At 71.0% G+C, this 19,751-nt stretch carries 16 protein-coding genes; 6 read left to right on the top strand and 10 right to left on the bottom strand.

What is annotated here, in order from left to right:
- The first annotated feature begins 35 nt into the window (after positions 1–35).
- The gene (locus tag ACWD5F_RS02635) at positions 36–1,019 is read left to right on the top strand and encodes an aldo/keto reductase (protein ID WP_451250351.1); all 984 of its coding nucleotides are present in this window, start codon (positions 36–38) and stop codon (positions 1,017–1,019) included.
- A 148-nt stretch (positions 1,020–1,167) separates the two neighbouring features.
- Complete coding sequence (locus ACWD5F_RS02630) at positions 1,168–1,593, top strand: DUF6328 family protein (protein WP_451251016.1); 426 nt, start codon at positions 1,168–1,170, stop codon at positions 1,591–1,593.
- 36 nt (positions 1,594–1,629) lie between these two features.
- On the opposite strand, the gene ACWD5F_RS02625 is transcribed toward ACWD5F_RS02630, so the two are convergent.
- Positions 1,630–2,283 carry a DUF2238 domain-containing protein gene (locus tag ACWD5F_RS02625; protein ID WP_451250349.1) on the bottom strand — a complete coding sequence of 218 codons (654 nt, stop codon included), beginning with the start codon at positions 2,281–2,283 and terminating at the stop codon, positions 1,630–1,632.
- 92 nt (positions 2,284–2,375) lie between these two features.
- The gene (locus ACWD5F_RS02620; protein ID WP_451250347.1) at positions 2,376–3,392 is read right to left on the bottom strand and encodes a hypothetical protein; all 1,017 of its coding nucleotides are present in this window, start codon (positions 3,390–3,392) and stop codon (positions 2,376–2,378) included.
- Positions 3,393–3,512: 120 nt separating this feature from the next.
- On the opposite strand from ACWD5F_RS02620, the gene ACWD5F_RS02615 reads away from it, so the two are divergent.
- A complete protein-coding gene (locus ACWD5F_RS02615) occupies positions 3,513–4,958 on the top strand; it encodes a serine hydrolase domain-containing protein (protein ID WP_451250345.1) in 1,446 nt (481 codons plus the stop codon).
- 17 nt (positions 4,959–4,975) lie between these two features.
- On the opposite strand, the gene ACWD5F_RS02610 is transcribed toward ACWD5F_RS02615, so the two are convergent.
- The 7 genes from ACWD5F_RS02610 to ACWD5F_RS02580 all read right to left on the bottom strand — a co-directional run bounded on the left by ACWD5F_RS02610 (position 4,976) and on the right by ACWD5F_RS02580 (position 13,696).
- On the bottom strand, positions 4,976–6,619 hold the full coding sequence (locus ACWD5F_RS02610) for a serine/threonine protein kinase (protein WP_451250344.1): 1,644 nt from the start codon (positions 6,617–6,619) through the stop codon (positions 4,976–4,978).
- A 186-nt stretch (positions 6,620–6,805) separates the two neighbouring features.
- The gene (locus ACWD5F_RS02605) at positions 6,806–7,765 is read right to left on the bottom strand and encodes a threonine/serine dehydratase (protein WP_451250342.1); all 960 of its coding nucleotides are present in this window, start codon (positions 7,763–7,765) and stop codon (positions 6,806–6,808) included.
- Positions 7,766–7,907: 142 nt separating this feature from the next.
- Entirely contained in the window at positions 7,908–8,975 is a 1,068-nt protein-coding gene (locus ACWD5F_RS02600; RefSeq protein WP_451250340.1) for a polyprenyl synthetase family protein, read from the bottom strand.
- Complete coding sequence (locus ACWD5F_RS02595; protein ID WP_451251015.1) at positions 8,972–10,012, bottom strand: tetratricopeptide repeat protein; 1,041 nt, start codon at positions 10,010–10,012, stop codon at positions 8,972–8,974. The genes ACWD5F_RS02600 and ACWD5F_RS02595 overlap by 4 nt, the downstream gene beginning before the upstream one ends.
- 212 nt (positions 10,013–10,224) lie before the next feature.
- Positions 10,225–10,902 carry an AIM24 family protein gene (locus ACWD5F_RS02590; protein WP_450353221.1) on the bottom strand — a complete coding sequence of 226 codons (678 nt, stop codon included), beginning with the start codon at positions 10,900–10,902 and terminating at the stop codon, positions 10,225–10,227.
- A gap of 78 nt (positions 10,903–10,980) precedes the next feature.
- Positions 10,981–12,405, bottom strand: a complete 1,425-nt coding sequence (locus ACWD5F_RS02585) for a CAP domain-containing protein (protein WP_451250338.1) — start codon at positions 12,403–12,405, stop codon at positions 10,981–10,983.
- Between the two features lie 106 nt (positions 12,406–12,511).
- The gene (locus tag ACWD5F_RS02580) at positions 12,512–13,696 is read right to left on the bottom strand and encodes a serine hydrolase domain-containing protein (RefSeq protein WP_451251013.1); all 1,185 of its coding nucleotides are present in this window, start codon (positions 13,694–13,696) and stop codon (positions 12,512–12,514) included.
- Between the two features lie 280 nt (positions 13,697–13,976).
- Between ACWD5F_RS02580 and ACWD5F_RS02575 the strand changes: the two genes are divergently transcribed.
- Positions 13,977–15,776, top strand: coding sequence for a M4 family metallopeptidase (locus tag ACWD5F_RS02575; protein WP_451250336.1), 1,800 nt, complete (start codon positions 13,977–13,979; stop codon positions 15,774–15,776).
- A gap of 16 nt (positions 15,777–15,792) precedes the next feature.
- Here the strand turns inward: ACWD5F_RS02575 and ACWD5F_RS02570 are convergent, their stop codons facing one another.
- On the bottom strand, positions 15,793–16,533 hold the full coding sequence (locus ACWD5F_RS02570; RefSeq protein ID WP_451250334.1) for a hypothetical protein: 741 nt from the start codon (positions 16,531–16,533) through the stop codon (positions 15,793–15,795).
- Between the two features lie 159 nt (positions 16,534–16,692).
- Here ACWD5F_RS02570 and ACWD5F_RS02565 point away from each other — a divergent pair, with 159 nt between their 5' ends.
- Together ACWD5F_RS02565 and ACWD5F_RS02560 are read left to right on the top strand one after the other, a co-directional pair.
- Complete coding sequence (locus tag ACWD5F_RS02565) at positions 16,693–17,880, top strand: ROK family protein (RefSeq protein ID WP_451250332.1); 1,188 nt, start codon at positions 16,693–16,695, stop codon at positions 17,878–17,880.
- Between the two features lie 27 nt (positions 17,881–17,907).
- The gene (locus tag ACWD5F_RS02560; protein ID WP_451250330.1) at positions 17,908–19,731 is read left to right on the top strand and encodes an alpha-galactosidase D; all 1,824 of its coding nucleotides are present in this window, start codon (positions 17,908–17,910) and stop codon (positions 19,729–19,731) included.
- The last annotated feature ends 20 nt before the right edge of the window (positions 19,732–19,751 follow it).

Below are 19,751 nucleotides of genomic sequence, written 5' to 3'. Positions count from 1 at the left end.
CCGCGGATGTCGGTGGCGGATGACAGACTGACGCCATGGACGAGCGCACTTTCGGTAGGTCGGGTCAGCAGGCATCCGTCGTCGGTCTCGGCACGTGGCAGCTGGGTGCCGACTGGGGAGACGTGGACGACAAGGAAGCCCTCGCGGTGCTGGAGGCGGCGGCCGAGTCGGGGGTGACCTTCTTCGACACGGCCGACGTGTACGGCGACGGACGCAGCGAGGAGACCATCGCCGGCTTCCTGCGCGGCCGACCCGACCTGCACGTCCTGGTGGCCACCAAGATGGGCCGCCGGGTCGACCAGCTCCCCGAGAACTATGTGCTCGACAACTTCCGCGCGTGGAACGACCGTTCGCGGCGCAACCTCGGCGTGGACCGCATCGACCTGGTCCAGCTGCACTGCCCGCCGACCGCCGTCTACTCCTCGGACGAGGTGTTCGACGCCCTCGACACCCTGGTCGCCGAGGAGCGCATCGCCCAGTACGGCGTCAGCGTGGAGACCTGCGCCGAGGCGCTGACCGCTATCGCGCGGCCCGGTGTGGCCAGCGTGCAGATCATCCTGAACCCGTTCCGCATGAAGCCCCTGCGCGAGGTGCTCCCCGCGGCCCACGCGGCCGGCGTCGGCGTCATCGCGCGCGTGCCGCTCGCCTCCGGGCTGCTGTCGGGCAAGTACACCAAGGACACCGTCTTCGCGGAGAACGACCACCGCACCTACAACCGGCACGGCGAGTCCTTCGACGTCGGCGAGACCTTCTCCGGCGTCGACTACGCGACCGGGGTCGAGGCCGCCGCGGAGTTCTCCGCCCTGGCCCCCGAGGGGTACACACCCGCCCAGCTCGCCCTGCGCTGGATCGTCCAGCAGCCGGGCGTGACCTCGGTGATCCCCGGCGCCCGCACCCTCGAGCAGGCCCGCGCCAACGCTCTGGCCGCCGAGCTCCCGGAGCTGACCGATCAGACGCTCGCGGCGATCGCCGATCTCTACGACCGGCGGATCAAGGAGCAGGTCGAGGGCCGCTGGTAGCCGGACCTGGGAGGGTCGCTGTTCTCGGGGTAGTCGGGCGGGGAGAAACGCTGACCGAAGCCGACCGGGAGGACAAGTGACCGATCCGCAGGCCGACACCGAGCGGGGCGACGGGCGCGACGAGACCGAGGCGGAGCGCGCCGACCGGATGTGGGGCGAGCTGATCCAGGAGATCCGTGTCGCCCAGACGGGCGTGCAGATCCTCTTCGGTTTCCTGCTCACCGTCGTGTTCACACCGCGCTTCGTGGACCTGAGCCAGACGAACGAGACGATCTACATCGTGACGGTCGTCCTCGGCGCCTGCGCCACGGGCGCCCTGATCGGACCGGTCTCCCTGCACCGCCTGGTCTCCGGTCGGCGGGTCAAGACGCAGGCGGTGCGATGGGCGTCCCGGCTGACGATCGTCGGGCTGTCCCTGCTGTTCGCCACCATGATCGCCGCCCTGCTGCTGGTCCTGCGGGTGGCGACGCACGACCACTACGTGCCCTATCTGGTCGCGGGCGTGGCGGCCTGGTACGTGCTGTGCTGGCTGATCCTGCCCCTCTGGACCCGGCACCGCTACACGGTCAAGTGACCGCCGGCGAAAGCCTGTTGACCCCCCCGCCGCCCGCTACCGGACCTGCCGGCCGTGCTCGGGCAGCGCGGCCAGCTGCCGGTCGTGCACCCGGCTCAGCACCAGCACCGACACCGTGGCGCCGATCAGCGCGCAGAACATGTCCCACTGCGTGTCCCACACATCGCCCTGCGTGGCCAGGAAGGCGTCCGCCGCCTGCCCGCCCACCACGGCCGACAGCCACTCCAGCATCTCGAAGACGGCACTGAAGGCCAGGCACGCGCACACGGTCAGCGGGGCCAGCCAGCGGCTGCCGCGCAGCGGTGACGTCCGGCTGAGCAACTCCCGTACCAGGACGGCCGGTACGAAGCCCTGCATGAGGTGCCCGAAGCGGTCGTACGGATTGCGGTCGAGGCCGAAGGTGTCCCGCACCCAGTCGCCCAACGGCACTTCCGCGTACGTGTAGTGGCCGCCCACGGCCAGCACGAGCGCGTGCGCGGCGAGCAGGCAGCACAGCAGGTTCGTGAGCGGGAAGCGCCGCCAGGTGAGGGCGACGATCGGCAGCCCGACCAGCACCCACATCGTCTCCAGGAACCACGTCGTGGGGTCCTTCGCGCCCCAGGCCGACACGGCGAGGCCCACGGCCACGATGCCGGCGAGCACGACGGGCAGATGCTGCCGGGGGACGGTGGGGTGCGCGAGCGTGGTCATGGGGGCTCCTCCTGGTGGGAGCCCCCATCGTGGCGGGACGGCCGGGCGTCGGCATGAGTACGACTACTCAGCCGCGCCCGGGTAGCAGTACCTCAGTTCTGCGCGCTGCGCAGGGCGGTGATGCACGTGGTGATGGCCTGCTGGAGTTCCTCCAGGCGCTGGACCATGTCGTCCTCGACGAACTCCTGCACATCGTCGAAGGTCAGCTCCTCGAAGACCTTCGTGGCCTTCTGCAGGCTGCTGTAGAACTTCGTCCGCCGTTCCTGGACACGCAGTTCGGGATCGGCCTCCACGGCCTCGACGACGAGCGACTTCATGGTGTCGTAGGCCTCGGTGGCCCACTCGCCGGTGTCCTCGTCCTCCTCCAGCTCGTCGAGCAGGGACAGGTGGCGCTCGGCCTCCTGGCGCAGGTCGACGGGCGCGTCGATGGTCTGCCCGGCGGGCGTCTTGACCTGGCCCGACTCGGCGATCTGACGCACGTACCCGATCCGGTCGGCCGACCGGGACTCGGTGGCGACGGCCTTCTTGAGGTCGTCGGTGCGGACGACGTCCCGGGCCAGCTCGGCCTGGAGCTCCGGGTCCTCGCGCACCCGGTCGAGCAGGGCCTGGCGGGCGGCGCGGGCCGTGGAGGGGTCGGCGAGGATCGCGGCGCGCAGCGCGGTCGGGTTCTCGGCGACCTCCAGCGCCTTCGTCGGGCGGATGCCCTCGGCCTCGGCGGCCTCGGAGATGGCGGTGCCCCGCTCGGACGTCGCGCTGTTGCGGGAGGTGTAGTAGGTGAGCCACAGGTCGGCGTCCGGCAACTCGACGTCCTGGCCCGGCGCGAGCGCCTCGAAGTGCGGGACGACACCGTCGTCGGCGGCCCGGTCCCAGGCCTTGTAGTAGCGCATGACGCGGTCGGCGGAGCAGCCGGCCAGCTCGGCGAACTCCTTCGCGGACACCTTCGGCGTCTCCTCCGCGCCCTGGCCGCCGGGCCGTACGCTGCGCGCCACCATCAGGCCGAAGGCCCAGCCGCCGGTCCTGGCGTAGACGCCGAACTCGCGCGCGTCCCGCGCCACGAGGTCGGACAGGGGCGCGGCGGACGTCTCGGACGGGTCGATCGCTAGGGTCACGGATGACTCTCCTGTGCACGGCGGACGGGGGGTGAAGCTGCAGACCGGAAGCCTAGCCGCACGTATGGCGATGGTCGGGCAGGCCTGGGCATCGGCGCGCTCCTCGGCGAAGATGCCGTCATGAGTGATCGTTCGCTGCCCACCGCCACCCCCGCCGCCCAGGGCGTCGACGCCTCCGGCGTCCACGCCTTCCTCGACGCCCTCGAAGCCGACCCCGCCATCGAGCCGCACAGCCTGATGATCATGAGGCGCGGTCACCTGGTGGCCTCCGGCTGGTGGGCGCCCTACGCGCCCGAACGTCTGCATCTCCTCTACTCGCTCAGCAAGAGCTTCACGTCGACGGCCGCGGGCCTCGCCGCCGGCGAAGGGCTGCTCCGCTTCGACGACCCGGTGATCTCGTACTTCCCGGAGTTCGAGGCCGACATCACCGACCCGCGCAGCCGCGCGATGCTCGTGCGGCACGTGGCGTCCATGGCCAGCGGGCACGAGGCCGAGACCCTGGACCGGGCGCGCGCGGCCGACCCCGAGGAAATGGTGCGCGGCTTCCTGCTGGTGCCGCCCGAGCGCGAGCCGGGCACCGTCTTCGCCTACAACCAGCCCGCCACCTACACACTCGCCGCGATCGTCCAGAAGGTGACCGGCCAGTCCCTGACGGAGTACCTGCGCTCCCGGCTGCTCGACCGGATCGGCGTCGGCGAACTGGCGTGGCTGCGCGACGGGGCCGGCCGCGAATTCGGCTTCAGCGGGCTGCACGCCACGACCGACGCGATCGCCCGGCTCGGCCAGTTGTATCTGGCGGACGGCGTCTGGGAGGGCGAGCGGCTGCTGCCCGAAGGATGGGTCGCCGAGGCCACACACGTGCACGTCGACAACAGCTCCGGTACGCCCGAGGCGGCACTGTCGGACTGGCAGCAGGGCTACGGCTACCAGTTCTGGAGGGCGCGGCACGGATACCGGGGCGACGGGGCGTACGGGCAGTTCTGTGTGGTGCTGCCCGAGCACGACGCCGTGATCGCGACGACCGCGGCCACCGAGGAGATGCAACGGGTGCTCGACCTGGCCTGGGAGCACCTGCTGCCGGCCTTCGGACCCGAGCCGCTCCCCGGCCGGGAGGTGGCGGACGTGTCTCTGGCGGAGCGGTTGGCGCGGCTCGAACTGCCGCCGGCCGCGGGGAAGTCCGCCCCGCCGGAGGGCGACCGGGACTGGTCAGGCGCCGAGTTCACCCCCGAAGGCGGTGTCTGCGCCGACCGGCCGAAGCTGACCGCGGTCGAGGTGACGGCCGACGCGGACGGCTGGGGGCTGGTTCTCACGGAGGCAGGGCATCGGCTCGATCTGCGGTTCGGGGAGGCCGGTTGGGCCGTCGCCGAGGGGGCGCCGCCCACCGCGGTGAGCGGGGGATGGACCGACGCCGACACCCTCGCGATCGACGTGCTGTTCCTGGAGACGCCCCACCGGCTGGCGGTGACGTGCTCGCTGCCCGAGCGGACGTTCACGGCGAAGTGGCGTACGACCCCGCTGCACCCCCTCCCGCTGCGCGCGATGCGGGCGCCCCGGCCGTCGGTCTGACGCGAGCGCCCCGGCCGTCAGTCCAGAGTCACCCGGAACGTCTTCAGGAAGGTGTTCAGCGCCTGGCGGTTGGCGGCGTCGTCCCAGTCGGCCGCCGGTGTCGTCCAGCGCATCGAGAAGCTGCGGCCACCGCCGATGAGGAAGCCGCGGCCGAAGGTCTGCACCTGCGTGCCGTCGACATCGGAGAGCCACTCCATGTCGGCGGCCTTGTATCCCTGGTACGTCGTCGCCTCGATGTCGCCGATCCGCTTGAACCCGGCGGTCTGCTTCAGCACCGGCTCCACGTCGTCCCGCCACACGGCGACGGGATCGGGGCCGGCGACCTCGCTGTAGGTCACGGCGAGCGTGCGGGGATCGTCGTCCGCGCCGAAGGTCACGCGGACCGACTCGGTGCCGCCCTTCTGGGTCTCCAGCCGCTTCCAGCCGGCGGGGAGGGCGACGGAGAAGCCTTCCGGCGCGGTGTAGCGGCGGAATCCGGCCGGCAGACCGGTGGCCGAGGCGGAGGCCGTGGGGGACGGGGAAGTCGACGGAGATGTCGACGGGGAGGCCGGCGGTGTGGTCTTCGGTGGTACGGATGCGGGTGGTGCCGAGGCTCTGCCGTCGGTGCGCTGACCGGCCGCGGAGACGTCGGCCGAGGCGGACGGCCGGGCCGCCGAACCGGCCTCGGAGTCGTTGAGGCCCGGCAGTTGGTGGGTCGCGGCGAGTACGGCGACGGCGACCGTGCCCACGGCCAGGGCGGTGCCGACGGCGATGGAGGGCCGGCGCCAGTTCGGGACGGCGTGCACCGCGGCGACGTAGACATCCCGCAGGCCGTGCCCCGAGCCGCTGCGCAGGGTCGCTTCCGGTTCCTCGGTGAGCACACGGCTGAGGGCCTCCCGGACCACCGGCCGGGTCAGCCGTTCCCTGGAGTTCTTGCGGAGCAGCCCCTGCACGGTCTGGGTGAGGGGGCCCGCCCGCACGGGGGAGCGCAGCGGAAGCTTGTCCACACCCTTGAGCGTGGCCTCGGGCCGGTCGCGTTCGCGGAACGGCGGGCGCCCCTCGATCATCGTGTAGAGCATCGCGCCCAGGGCCCACATGTCGGCCGCCGGGCCGATCCGCTGGTCGCGGGCCTGCTCGGGAGAGGCGTACGAGGGTGCGGTGAGCCGGGGCGCGAGGGTGGCCCCCGCCAGGCCGAAGCCGGTGATCACGATCGGGCCCCGGTCCTGGATGTACAGCTGGCCCGGGCTCAGCTCGCCGTGCGTGATGCCCTCGGCGTGCGCGACCTCCAGCACGTCGAGCAGCTCCAGCGCGATGCGCGCGGCCCGCACGTAGTCGAACGGGCCCTGCTGTTCGAGGAGTTCGCCCAGTGGGGTGCCGTCGATCCATTCCGTGACGGTCCACAGGGCGCCGTTCTCCTCCACGGCGTCGACGACGGTCGCGACCCGGCCGGGGCACAGCCGTCCCATCGTCTCGGACATCCGGATGATGCGGGCGGCGCGCGGCACGGCCTCCGGGCCCGGATCGTCCGGGAGCCCGATCTGGGCGAGGAGAAATGGGCGTTGGGCCTCGACATCGTTGCCGTACCAGCAGAGGCGATTTGTCTCGCGCTGGACGACATCGACGAGCCGGTACCTTCCGGCGACCAGCTCGTGCGTGAAGATGTGCGCCTTGACCATGGTCATCCCTCGCTGAACCCGGGTGTTCCCCTTTCCCAGAAGTACGGCGAGTGGGCCTCGGTATGTTCAAACATTCCGCGACCAAAGGGCGGCGGCCGCCTTTTGTTCATACGGAGTTGGGTATTTCCATAGGGCCGGATTGAACCTGACGGATATTCAACCCGGCTCAACTCGTCGGTAGCTCACGGGAATTCAGCGCAGACCGAAGCGCTCCGCCCATGCCACCACATCACCCGCCGTCGCGTTGCCCCCGCACACGACCAGTCCGATCCGCGCACTGTCGCCGACCCGCTCGACCACCTGCCGGGCCGCCGGCAACAGACATCCGGCCGCCGGTTCGGTCCACACCTTGGCGTGCTCGGCGAGATCCAGGACGCCCCGCACGGCCTCCCGGTCGGACACCACGAACACCTCCTCGACCAGCGCGGACACATGGTCGTAGGTCAGTTGGGACACGGTCGGCGCGCAGAGGGTCGTCACGATCGAGGACGGGTCCACCGGGACCGGACCGCCCGTCGCCAGCGCCCGCGACATGGCCTCCGCGCCCTCGGTCTCCACGCCCCAGACCCGTACACCCGGCCGTAGCGCCCGGAAAGCCGCCGCCACACCGGCGATCAGCCCGCCGCCCCCGATGCTGACGACGACGTCCGTGAGGTCGCCGGCGTCGGCGGCGAACTCCAGCCCGACCGTGCCCTGTCCGGCGATGACGACGGCGTCGTCGAAGGGGTGGACCGGCGTCAGCCCCTCCGCGGGCAGTCGCTCCATGAGCGCGAACGCCTCGGCCATGCCCTCCGTCAGCCGCACCGACGCCCCGGCGGCCTCCGCGATCTCGATCGAGCGCGCGGGAGCCGTGCGCGGCATGATCACCGTGGCCTTCACGTCGAGCGCCGCGGCCATCACCGCGAGGGCGATCCCGTGGTTGCCGCCGCTGACCGCCACGACCCCGGCCGCCCGCTCCGCCTCGCTCAGCGAGAGCAACTTCGCCGTGGCACCGCGCGCCTTGAAGGACCCGGTGCGCTGGAGCAGTTCGAGCTTCGTGGTGACCGGAACGCCGAGCAGGTCGGACAGGCCCGGGCTCGGCACCGTGGGCGTGCGTACGACATGGCCGGCGATCCGCTCGCCTGCGGCTTCGATGTCCGAGATCCCGATCAAGGCACTCACCCTCCCGGCACGGGGGTGAAGGTCCGCGCCGCTTGCACCCTGACCCGGCGAGCGGTCGCAGGTCAACACGGATTTTCCTACGGCGGGGAGGGGTGCCCGTTTCTGCTTGTGCCGAGCCCTGTAGGGGAGAGCATCAGAGGTCGCGCCGGATGAGAAAGTCCAGCAGCGACCGCAGTTCGGTCACGGCCTGATCCGTCAGCGGGGGCGCGGCGAGCACCGTCTCCACGGCGGCGATGTGCCGCCGCGCCTCCGTCAGCGCCGCCGACCGCCCGCCGCCCGCCTCGATCAGGGCGGCCGCCTCCGCCGGCGCGTCGCCGCGGTCCAGCAGTCCGGCGAGCCGACGGGATCCGGGATTCGACGAGTCGAGCGCGGCCAGCACCGGGTAGGTCTTCTTCCGCTCCCGGAGGTCGCCGTGGACGGGCTTGCCCGTGACCGCCGGATCGCCCCAGATGCCCAGCACGTCGTCCACGATCTGGAAGGCGACCCCGAGGTGCCGGCCGGCCCGGTCGAGGGCGGCGGCGACCGGGGGCGGCGCGCCGCCGAGCAGGGCGCCGAGGGCCGCCGCGCAGCCCAGCAGGGCGCCCGTCTTGTGCTCGGCCATCGTGCGGTACTCGTCGGGCCGCACCCGCCCGGGACCCGTCCACGGGCGGTCGGTGAACAGCAGGTCGTCCGCCTGCCCGTGCACCAGGTCGCCCAGCGCGGCGGACAGTAACCGCAGCGCCCGCGGCCCCGCCGGAGTGGCGGCGAGCGTCTCGACGGCGAGCGCGAACAGCGCGTCCCCGGCGAGGACCGCGGGACCGGTGCCGTACGCCTTCCACACGGTGGGGCGGCGGCGCCGGGACTGGTCGCCGTCCATGATGTCGTCGTGCAACAGGGAGAAGGCGTGCACCAGTTCCACCGCGACCGCCGCCGGCACCCCGTCCGCGCCTGGCGCACCCGCGCCCTCGGCCGCCAGCACGGCGAGCGCCTGCCGCACCCCCTTCCCGCCGGAGGCGTCGGCCGGTGCCCCACCCACCTCGCACCAGCCGAAGGAGTACGCGGCCATCTCGCCCACCCAGGGGTGCATCCGCCCGACGGCCTCCCCGAGAGCGGGTCGCACCAGGCCGCGGCAGCGGTCGAGGACCCGACGGGCATCCGCCGGCGCCTCCAGCCTGGTCACGGGCGCCTCCAGCGTGGTCGTCGGGCGACCCGGCGCGCTCATCGGGCGACCTCCGTCCGGAGACCGAGCTCCACCTCGGCCCGCGCCACCATCTCCCTGGCGTGTCGCAGTCCGATCCGGTCCAACTCGCCGGCGAGTCGCGCCAGTTCGTCGGCCGTCTCGGCACGGTCCCGGCCCAGCCGGGCCAGCGACTTGGCCAGCCCGAGCCGCGCCAGCGCCGTACCGCGCGGCTCGCTCATCGCCCGGAACTCCGCGAGCGCCTGCTCGTACAGATCCCGGGCCTCCGCGTAACGCCCCGCCCGGTACAGGACGTTGCCGCGCATCTTGTGGTTGTAGGCCAGCGCGCTGGACAGCTTCATCGCCCGGCACGCCGTCTCCGCCTCCGACAGCAGCGCGAGCGCCCGCTCGGTGTCCCCGTCGCGTACGGAGACGATGTCGGCGAGCCCCCGCAGCGCCCAGGCGTGCCCACGCCGGTCCTCCGCACCCGCGGCGATCTCGGCGGCCTCCTCGAACAGGGCGTACGCGGTGTCGTAGGAACCGGTGTTGCGGTGGATCTGCGCGATGCCCTCCAGGGCCCACACCGTGTGCCGTGCCTCGCCGCGCCGCCGGGCCTCGGCCAGGAGTTGCTCATGCAACCGGGCGACCGCCTCGTAGTCACCCTGGATGCGGCCCGTCTCGGCCAGCCCCGCGAGGGAGTAGCCGCGGACGACGACATCCCCGCCGGACTTGCCCATGTCGGCGGCGAGTTGCAGCAGCCGACGGGCCAGCGGGAAGGCGCCGCGCTGTCGGGCGAGGGTGCCGCCGCTCCACAGTGCCCAGGCCATCGCCGCCATGTCCCCGGCCTCCCGGGCCGAGCGGTAACTGGCCTTCCACGCGCGATCTGCGTCCCCGACCTGCCCCAGCCGCCGGTGCGCCTCGGCCACCGCGAGCCCCGAACGCGCCGCCTCCCCGTGCTGACCAGCCTGTTCCGCCTCCTTCAACTGCCGGGTGCCGGCGGCCAGTACGTCGGTCAGCGAGGAGTTCACGGACAGGGTGGTGAGGGCGCCCTGGTACTCCGGGGCGTGTGCCTTGCCGTACATGGATGCCTTTCGGTCCATATACACGATGCGTATACATTGAGCGTATACATGTCTGCTCTACGCTCTGTGTATACATAGTGTGTATAGTGCGTCGAAAATGGGCCCTGGCCGGGAAGGCCAGGGCATCACTTGTTGTCGATCAAGACGCCACTTCCGCCGCCGGGGTTGCTTGTGCGACGCAGATCACTCGACGCGGATCACGCGAGGGGAGGTCAGTGCTGCTGGGCCTTCTGCGGGGTGACCTCGCTGGGCCGCACGACGACGTATCCCTGGCCCTGGAGCATCAGCTGTACGGCCTCGCCGGAGCCGCCGCGCAGCATCGAGCCGATGGACTGCGAGCGGTGCAGCGAGGTTCCAAGTCCCGCCGTCCAGCCGACGACCGCGTCCGTGTCGACGTACACCGGGTACTGCGGCGAGACCGGGATGACCAGCGGATTGCCGTCGCAGACCAGACCCAGCCTGCCCTGTCCGGTGAAGACGCTGTTGAACAGGCCGCCACCGGCCATGCCCGCGCCCTTCACAGTCGAGATCCGGTACGACAACGAGGAGTCGAAACACAGGACGTTGCGGCCGTTGACCGTGAACTCGTCGCCCGGGTCAATGTCGACGACGAAACAGTTCTGCGCCTCGTGCGCGAACCACGCCTCGCCCTGTCCGCGCACCGCCATGAGCGGCAGGCCCTCGCCGGTGACCGCGCGCTTGAGCATGCCGCCCACGCCCTGGCCCTTGCGTTCGAACTGCAGATTGCCGCGGTAGGCGATCATCGCGCCCTGGCGGGCGTGCATCTCGCCGTTCACCGCGTACTTGATGCACTTGGCGTTCTCGACGGTCATTCCCGGCTCGACGGCCGGCTGGACCATGCGCTCACTGGAAAACAGGTCACCCTTCATGCGGGCATCCTGGCCCGGACGGGTTGATTCCGCCAAGATCGTCGACGAGAACCTGACAGAACCGGGACGTTGCGCGGATCAGGCGCCGAAGAGCTGGGTCCAGTACGTGCCCGACGGGCCGCCGCCCGCGAAGCCGATCCCGATGTGGGTGAAGTCGGGCTTGAGGATGTTGGCGCGGTGACCGGGACTGTTCATCCAGCCCTCCACGACCTCGGCGGCGGAGCGCTGCCCGCAGGCTATGTTCTCGCCGATCGTCCGGCGTCGGGAGCCCGCCCGGGCGGCCCGGTCCCAGGGCTGGCCGCCCTCCGGGTCCGTGTGCGAGTAGAAGGCGCGGGCCACCATGTCCGCGCTGTGCGCCTGCGCGGCCCGCGTGAGGAGGGGGTCGGTGCCCAGCGGAGGTAGACCCGCCCGGGCGCGCTCCCTGTTGGTGAGATCGACGACCTCGGCGGCCGTGCGGTCCAGGTCGCCGGGGGTGAGGGGCCGCGCCCACAGGGCAGTCCAGAAGATGTCGCCGGAGCGCCCGTCGGCGACGTGCGCCAGCCCCGCGTGCGTGAACGCCGGATCGGACAGGGTGCGCCGGGTCTGCTCCCCGCGCAGGCAGTAGTCGACGAACTCGGAAGGGGTGCGCGGACCGGAGACGAGGTGCTCGCCGATCGTCAGATACGTGTATCCCGTGGCCGTGACGCGCTGGTACACGGAGACGCCGTCGCGGCCCTCGACACCGAGTTGCCCGGCCGCCGCCATCGCGGAGGCGTGGGCGCGCGCGGCGGACGTCAGGCGGGAGTCCAGGGCGACGGGTGGCGAACCGGCCCTGGCGCGGGCGGGGTTGATCAGCCGGAGGAAGCCGTCGGGGTCGGCGGCGGGGGAGGGGTGTCCGGAGGAGGCGGAGGGCGTGGATCGGCTGCTGGGGGCGGGTGGTGCGGAGTGGCCGTGGGAGACGGGCGAGTTGGCCCGGCCGCGGGACAGGTTCGGCAGGGACCAGCGGCGACCCGTCGGCGGCGCGGGTGCCGCCGGCTGCGCCGGGTCGTCGGTGACGTCCACGCCGAAGTCGCGGGCGATGCCCGCCAGTCCGTCGGCATACCCCTGGCCCAGGGCGCGCAGCTTCCAGGTGCCGCCCCGCCGGTAGATCTCGGCGAGCAGCAGCACGGTCTCCTGCTGCGGGCGCGGCGGGGCGAAACGGGCGAGTTGGCGGCCACCGGGGGCGCTGAGATGGAGGGCGGGTGCAGGCAGGCGGCCGAGCGGGGTGCCGGGGTCGGCGGGGCTGACGACCACCGTGATCCGGGTCGCTCCGGGTCGCAGCCGCGGCGGGTCGACGGTCAGGGTGTCGCCGTCGAGGCGGGCGCCCGGGGCGGACGGCTGGTTGTAGAACACGAAGTCGCCGTCGCCCCGGACCTTGCCGCCGTCGTCCGTGATGAGCGCGGAGACGTCGAAGGGGCCCGGCACCCGGACGGTCAAGGCGCCGGCGGGCAGGGGCATGTTGCCGCCGGGGACCAACTCGGTCATCGCACCGCCCTGATGTGTCGTCGTCCGCGGCCCGGTGGGGGTGCCAGAACCCCCGGTGGGCTTGCCGGATCAACGTCCGTCAGGGCGGTCCGGGTTCCCGCGGCGATCAGTTCCTGACCACGCCGGGCGCGATGTCCTCGTACCGCTCGACGGGTGTGACGGCGCGTGGCGACTTCGCGGGCTTTCCGCAGAACGCGGACTCCAGCGTGCCCAGCATGGTGTTGAGGACCTCGCCGTTGTTGGAGGTGGTGGCGAGCGCCGCGAGGCTGCGCCTGCCGTCCTTGGAGGCGAAGGCGTACGTGTAGTAGCCCTGGACGGCACCGGTGTGACCGTAGACCGAGACTCCGCACGTCAGGTCGCGGCGGCGCAGGCCGAGACCGTACGCCTGGGTGCTGTTGACCGGGATCATGCGCTCCATCTGCTTCAGGCTCGCGGCCGAGGTGAGGCGGCCGCCGAGCAGGGCGGTCAGGAAGGTGTTGAGATCCCGGGTGCTGGAGATGATCGCGCCCGCGCTCTGCGCCCAGGAGGCGGTCTGGTCGGTCGCGTCGACCAGTTTCGCGCCGGCCTGGTCGGGTGTGAGGTAGCCCTTGGTGTGGCGGCCGGGGATCTTCGTGCCTGGGTGGAGGTAGAAGGTGTCGCGCAGCTTCAGCGGCTTGAAGACGCGGTTCTCGTACGCCGTCCGTACCGAGTGGCCGGTGAGCTTCTCGATGAGCAGGCCCGCGACCACGAAGTTGGTGTTGGAGTACGCGTAGGCGGCGCCGGGCTCGTTGGTGCGGGCGTGCCGAAGTGAACGGTCCACGAGTTGGCGGTAGGTGAAGACCTTGGTGCGGACCGCCTCGAAGCCGGGCACGGTCTTGGCGAACATGTCGTTCGTGTAGTCGTACAGACCGCTGCGGTGGGCCAGCACGTGCCGGACCGTGATGCGCCGGTCCGGGAGCAGGCCCGGCAGGTAGCGGTCGACGGAGGCGTCGAGGTCGAGCTTCTTCTCGTCGGCCAGTTGGAGCAGCACCACCGCCGAGAAGGTCTTGGTGACGCTGCCGATACGGAAGCGGTCGACGGTGGACAGGGCCCGGCCGGTCGTGCGGTCGGCGACACCGACGGCCGCCGTCCGTACTTTGCCGTGGTCGACGACGCGGGCCATGGCGCCGGGCGCGCCTTGCTGAACTGCCGTACGCAGGACGCTTCTCAGGCCGGTGATGTCCGGTTTCGGGCGGGATTCCGCCGGTGCGGCCTGCGCCGGTACCGCGAGGAGGGACAGGGTGAGGGTCCCCAGGACCGCACCCTTGGCCAGGGATGCGATATCTGTCACATTCACGCGGTGCAACCTTCTTCCGTCGAGTCACATCTCCACAGGGGACGCACAGTTGGTCACTCGTTGATCACCGCGCGCCGTGGATTTGCAAAGTATTGCCATGGATCACGCTGAAAGCGATGATTTGGGCTTTACATGTCCATGACTTATCCATAAGGGTTTCGCCTCAGGGCCCGACCAGCCCTCGTGGTGCTCAACGGCGCCACGCCTCGGGGCGGTTGGATTTCCGGCCGCTCTGCCAGGAAGGAAACCCTCACCAGTGCGTAGACCGCACATACGCAGCGTGGCGGTCGCCGTCGCCGTGACGACGGCTGCCACGGGCCTCGCGGGTACCGCGTTCGCCGACCCCGCCGCGGGGGCGGGGTCCTCGAAGGCCGCCGCCGAAAGCTCGGCCGCGTCCGTGGTGGCCGCCGCGCGCGCCGCCGCGTTCGCCCACTCCTCGGCGACCGGTGTCCTGACCGGCGACGAACTTCAGGCCACGGACGTCCTGATCGACCCGGAGGGCGCGCGGCACGTCCGCTTCGCCCGGGCCCACGAGGGCATGCAGGTCCTCGGCGGCGACCTCGTCGTGCACCTCACCCGGCAGTTGAAGTACGCGGGCGTCACCCGCGCCGCCGACCACACGGTCAAGCCGGCCACCAGCGACGCCAAGCTCAGCGCCGCGCAGGCCGAACAGAAGGCCGCGTCGGCGGCCAAGGGCGACGCCGGTCCGGCCGTCCTCGTGGTCGACGCGCGCGACGGCGGCTCCGCCCTCGCCTACCAGGTGCGGGTCAGCGACAGCGGCACCACTGAGGGCGGCGGTTCCAGCACCGTCGTCATCGACGCCGTGACCGGCAAGGTGCGCAGCAACACGCCCGACAGCGACGAGTTCCTCTCGCCCGAGCTGCTCGAGACCCTGCGCAAGCGGGGCGAGAAGCTCGACCCGCAGACCGGCATCGGCTCGCAGGCCGCGGGGCTCACCGCCGCCTCGTCGGGTGCGGCCGCCGTGCACTACCCCCAGACGGTCACGGGCACCGGCAAGTCGCTCTTCGTCGGCAAGGTCTCGCTGACCGTCACCCGGACCGCCGCGAAGAAGTACCAGCTCAAGGACCCGAAGCGGTACAACTCCGAGACCCGGGACGCCAAGGGCACGTTCACGGAGAACTTCGCCCGCGGCAAGGCGATCGTCAACTCCACGTCCACGTTCGGCAACGGCGCCCTCTCCAGCCGCAACAGCGCGGCCGTCGACGCCCAGTACGGCGTCACCAAGACCCTGGACTTCTACAAGAAGACCTTCGCCCGCAAGGGCATCGCCAACAACAGCAAGGCCGCGAAGGCGATGGTCCACTGGGGCACCGAGGTGGCCAACGCCTTCTGGGACCCCACCTGCGGCTGCATGCTGTACGGCGACGGTGACGGCGTCATGTTCAAGAAGCCGCTCGTCGTCCTCGACGTCACCGGCCACGAGCTGACCCACGGCGTGGTGGACGCCACCGCCAAGCTGGAGCCCACGTACGTCGATTCCGACGGCAACCAGTACGGCGAGCCGGGCTCCCTGAACGAGTCCCTCGCGGACATCTTCGGCTCGAACGTCGAGTTCTTCACCAACAACGCGAAGGACAAGCCCGACTACCTCATCGGCGAGAAGCTGGGCCTCGCCCAGAAGTTCCTGCGCCGCCTGGACAAGCCGTCGCTCGACGTGCTCGAAGGCGCGATCGACTACTGGTCGCCCGAGGTCTACGACACCGAGGTGCACGCCGGTTCCGGCGTCTCCTCGCACGCGTACTACCTGCTCGCCGAGGGCAGCGGCCGCAAGACGATCAACGGGGTCGCCTACGACTCGCCGACCTACGACGGCTCCACGGTCAAGGGCATCGGCCGCACCAAGGCCACGGCGATCTTCTACCGCGCCCTGACCCGCTACATGGTCTCCACGACCGACTTCCACGACGCCCGCTCGGCGACGCTGAAGGCGGCGAAGGACCTGTACGGGCTGAACAGCACCGAGTACAAGACGGTCAACAAGGCCTGGGCAGGGGTCAACGTGACCGTCGCCAACACGCCGGCCATCAACCGCTGACCCGAGAGTCCAGAGTTCAGAACCACTGGTTCTCGACCTCCTGCGACACCGACAGCACGGTGTCGCAGGAGGGGCAGCGCGCCTCCCCGAAGACATAGGTCAGGGCCCGGGCCACCTCCGCCTGACCATGGGCGACCGCCTCGCCGTGCAGTCGCGCCCCGATGCCCGACAGCCGCTCCGGTACCGCCGGTGTCAACTCCCCGCGTGATGCGGTGTCCTCACCGCTCGCCCCGGACACGTAGTCCCCGACGGACACGAACGTCCCGAAGCCGCCGAAGGCGATGTACAGGCTCTCCTCGCACTCCGGGCACTCGAACTCGTACTCCTCGCTGTTCACCCCCGCCAGGGCCTCGGACCAGATGCCGGCGCCCTCGAAGGACAGGACGGACTGGAGGAGGTTCACGAAGAGCGGCGTGGTCTGATCCGGCTCGGCCAGCAACGCGCGGGCGGTGCCGAGGAGTTCGTCGATCTCCCGCGCGTACAGCTCGCGGCGCGGGTCGTCCATGTCGTCGGCGATCACCCCGGCCATGACCACCGCCTGGAGCGGGCCGCCCGGCGCGTCGCCCCGCGCGATCTCCGTGAGCTGCGGCAACGCGGCCCAGCTGGCGTCGTAGACGGAGCCCTGATGGCACAGCGAGGACCACAACGCGGTCCACACGTCGTCGTCCTCCGTGCCGCCGAGGCGCGCGAAGAGGCCGGGTATGTCCTCGGCCGAGCCGTAGGCGTGGGTCAGCTCGTGCCAGTCGATCATCGTCATGAAAGCGATTGTGCAAGGGGGCACTGACATCGGCGGGATCTGTCGCCGACAGTGGCGTGCCACCCGTCATTTGAAGGCCACTTGAGCCTCACAGTCAACCTTCAGGTGATTCCTGTTTCTTTTATTGACAGCGGAAATTAAGAGCCTTAGGTTCCGGCCATGCGCTCCGCCCCGCCAGCCGAAACGTTTCCGGCCCACACGCCGGCCGCTTCGCAGATCTTCACCACGGTCCTGTCCCACGGCCCCCTGACCCGGCTCGATGCCGCGCGCCGGGCGGGGCTTTCGGCAGCGGCCGTGACCAAAGCGGTGCGTCCGCTGCTGGAGGCCGGCTACCTGGTGGAGACCCCGGACCAGGAGGCGCGGCCGGCGCTCGGGCGGCCTGCGAGCCTGGTGCGGGTGGACGGCGGACGGGCCCTGTTCATCGGAGTCAAGATCACCGCGGGTGAGCTGATCGGTGTGCTGACCGACCTGCGCTGCCGCATCCGCGTCGCCCGGCACGTCCCGGTCCAGGACCCGGCGACCGAGGCCGTGCTCACCTCGCTGGCCGAAATGGTGCGCGAACTGCTCGTCGAGGCGGACGAGTCGGGCGCCCCCGTCCTCGGCCTCGGGGTCGCGATCTCCGGCGACGTGGACCGCGCCCAGGGTGTGGTCCGCTACTCGCCCTTCCTCGACTGGCGGGACGTCCCCCTCGCCGAACTGGCCGCCCTGACCACCGGATTGCCGGTCACCGTGGACAACGATGTCCGTGCCCTGACCGTCGCCGAGCAGTGGTTCGGCGCCGGGGCCGGACTGTCCGACTTCGCCCTGGTGACCGTGGGCGCGGGCATCGGCTGCGGGATCGTGGTGCACGGCCGGGTGATCTCCGGCGCGTACGGCGTGGCCGGCGAGATCGGCCATGTGACCGTCGACCCGGCCGGACCGCCCTGCCACTGCGGCAACCGCGGCTGCGTCGAGGCGATCGCGGGGGACGCCGCGATCATCCGGCGGATCCGCGAGACCACGGGCCTCGATGTCGCCGACACCGCCGCGGCCGCGGCGCTGGCCCACCAGGGCGACGAGGGGGCCCGTGAGGCGTTCGCCAGGGCGGGGGAGGCGATCGGCCGGGGCATCGCCACCGTGGCCAACCTCCTCGGCCCCGAACGCGTGATCATCTCCGGCGAGGGACTCGCCGCCTACGACCTGTTCGCCGCGCAGATCCGCGAGGCGTTCACCGCCGCAGCGTTCGGCTCCGCCGCACAGTGCGACGTACAGACCCGCCCGCTCCCGTTCGAGGAGTGGGCACGAGGGGCAGCCGCCACCGCGATCCAGTCCTTCATCACCCCGCACGACCCCCGACAGAGCCGCTGATCCACCATCACCCTGGAGGTACGACCCATGCGGTCATCCTCGTACTCCTTCCTGCCCGCACGCGTCCTGAGAGCCGCGGTGGTCCTGGCCGTGGCCGCAGGAGCCGTCTCCGCCGCGCCCTCGGTCAGTGCCGGGACCACCGCGCCCGCGGCTCCGGCCGCGACCACCGCGACGTCCCTCGCCGCCAAGCCCTACATGGGCTGGACGAGTTGGAGCATGCAGTCGTCGAAGTACCCGGGTCTCAACCCGGACGGCGACTACAGCTACCTCACCGAGGCGAACGTCACCAAGCAGACCGACGCCATGGCGAGCAAGCTGAAGAAGTTCGGCTACGAGTACATCAACATCGACGCCGGCTGGTGGATGGACAAGACCTGGAAGTCCGGATACGACCAGTACGGACGCCAGAAGGCCGACCCGGTCCGCTTCCCCAGCGGCATGAAGGCCGTCGCCGACCGCATCCACTCCAAGGGCCTCAAGGCCGGCATCTACCTGCCCGCCGGCCTGGAGAAGGGCGCCTACGGCGACGGAAAGACGCCGATCTGGAACGCCGACGGCTGCACCACCGGCGACATCGTCTACAGCGACCTGCGCACCACCAACGGCTGGGACAGCGCGTACAAGATTGACTTCTCCAAGCCCTGCGCCCAGAAGTACATAGACTCCCAGGCGCAGTTGATCGCCGGCTGGGGCTACGACTTCCTCAAGCTCGACGGCGTGGGCCCCGGCTCCGGCAAGAGCGGTGACCAGTACAACAACGTCGCCGACGTGGCCGCCTGGAACAAGGCGATCGCCGACACCGGCCGTCCCATCCACCTCGAACTGTCCTGGTCCCTGGACATCGGGCACGCCGCCGACTGGAAGAAGAACTCCCAGGGCTGGCGCATCGACACGGACGTCGAGTGCTACTGCAACACGCTCGTCACCTGGGAGAACTCCGTCGACGACCGCTGGGACGACGCTCCCGGCTGGACCGACAAGGCGGGCCCCGGCGGCTGGAACGACCTCGACGCCCTGGACGTCGGCAACGGCGAGATGGACGGCCTGACCAAGGCCGAGCGACAGAGCTACGCCACCCTGTGGACCATCGCCAAGTCCCCGATCTACACCGGCGACGACCTCACCAAGCTCGACTCCTACGGTCTGTCCCTGCTGACCAACAAGGAAGTCATCGCCCTCAACCAGGGCAGCACCCCGCCGGCCCGCCCGATCACCCCGTCCGACCCGCAGCAGGTGTGGGCCGCGAAGAACGCCGACGGCAGCTACACCGTCGCGCTGTTCAACCTCGCCGACAAGCCCGCGTCCGTCTCCGTGAACTGGGCCTCCCTCGGCTTCACCGGCAAGGCCGCCGTCCGTGACCTGTGGAACCACGAGAACCTCGGCAGCTACAAGGACAAGGTCACCCAGGCCCTGCCCGCCCACGGTTCCCGCCTGTTCACCGTCACCCCGAACGGCAGCACGCTCGCCTACACCGGCTACGAGGCCGAGGCCGCGGCGAACACCCTGTCCGGCAACGCGGTCGTCGCCGACTGCTCCGCCTGCTCCGGTGGCAAGAAGGTCGGCAACCTCTACGTCGGCGGCAAGCTCACGGTCAACAACGTCGTCGTCGCCAAGGCCGGCACCTACCAGGTGAAGGTCGCCTACGTCAGCGGTGACGCCCGCTCGGTCAAGGTCTCCGCCAACACCGGCGGTGCCGTCAGCCACAAGTTCCCGTCGACCGGTGACTGGGGAACCGTCGGGACGGTCTACGTGCCGGTGACCCTCAAGGCCGGCTCCAACACGATCGTCTTCGACAGCGGCGACAGCTACGCGCCGGACATCGACCGCATCGACGTCCCCAAGTCGTCCTGACCGAGCCACCAGGAGCCGCA

This window comes from Streptomyces sp. NPDC002499 (assembly GCF_053595415.1).
Note: the sequence above shows the minus strand (reverse complement) of the source record. Positions and strands in the feature narration are given on the sequence as shown.

Coding starts and splice junctions, on each gene's coding strand:
- ACWD5F_RS02635 (WP_451250351.1), top strand. CDS start 36: ATGGACGAGCGCACTTTCGGTAGGTCGGGTCAGCAGGCATCCGTCGTC.
- ACWD5F_RS02630 (WP_451251016.1), top strand. CDS start 1,168: ATGTGGGGCGAGCTGATCCAGGAGATCCGTGTCGCCCAGACGGGCGTG.
- ACWD5F_RS02625 (WP_451250349.1), bottom strand. CDS start 2,283: ATGACCACGCTCGCGCACCCCACCGTCCCCCGGCAGCATCTGCCCGTC.
- ACWD5F_RS02615 (WP_451250345.1), top strand. CDS start 3,513: ATGAGTGATCGTTCGCTGCCCACCGCCACCCCCGCCGCCCAGGGCGTC.
- ACWD5F_RS02610 (WP_451250344.1), bottom strand. CDS start 6,619: ATGACCATGGTCAAGGCGCACATCTTCACGCACGAGCTGGTCGCCGGA.
- ACWD5F_RS02600 (WP_451250340.1), bottom strand. CDS start 8,975: ATGAGCGCGCCGGGTCGCCCGACGACCACGCTGGAGGCGCCCGTGACC.
- ACWD5F_RS02595 (WP_451251015.1), bottom strand. CDS start 10,012: ATGTACGGCAAGGCACACGCCCCGGAGTACCAGGGCGCCCTCACCACC.
- ACWD5F_RS02590 (WP_450353221.1), bottom strand. CDS start 10,902: ATGAAGGGTGACCTGTTTTCCAGTGAGCGCATGGTCCAGCCGGCCGTC.
- ACWD5F_RS02585 (WP_451250338.1), bottom strand. CDS start 12,405: ATGACCGAGTTGGTCCCCGGCGGCAACATGCCCCTGCCCGCCGGCGCC.
- ACWD5F_RS02570 (WP_451250334.1), bottom strand. CDS start 16,533: ATGACGATGATCGACTGGCACGAGCTGACCCACGCCTACGGCTCGGCC.
- ACWD5F_RS02565 (WP_451250332.1), top strand. CDS start 16,693: ATGCGCTCCGCCCCGCCAGCCGAAACGTTTCCGGCCCACACGCCGGCC.
- ACWD5F_RS02560 (WP_451250330.1), top strand. CDS start 17,908: ATGCGGTCATCCTCGTACTCCTTCCTGCCCGCACGCGTCCTGAGAGCC.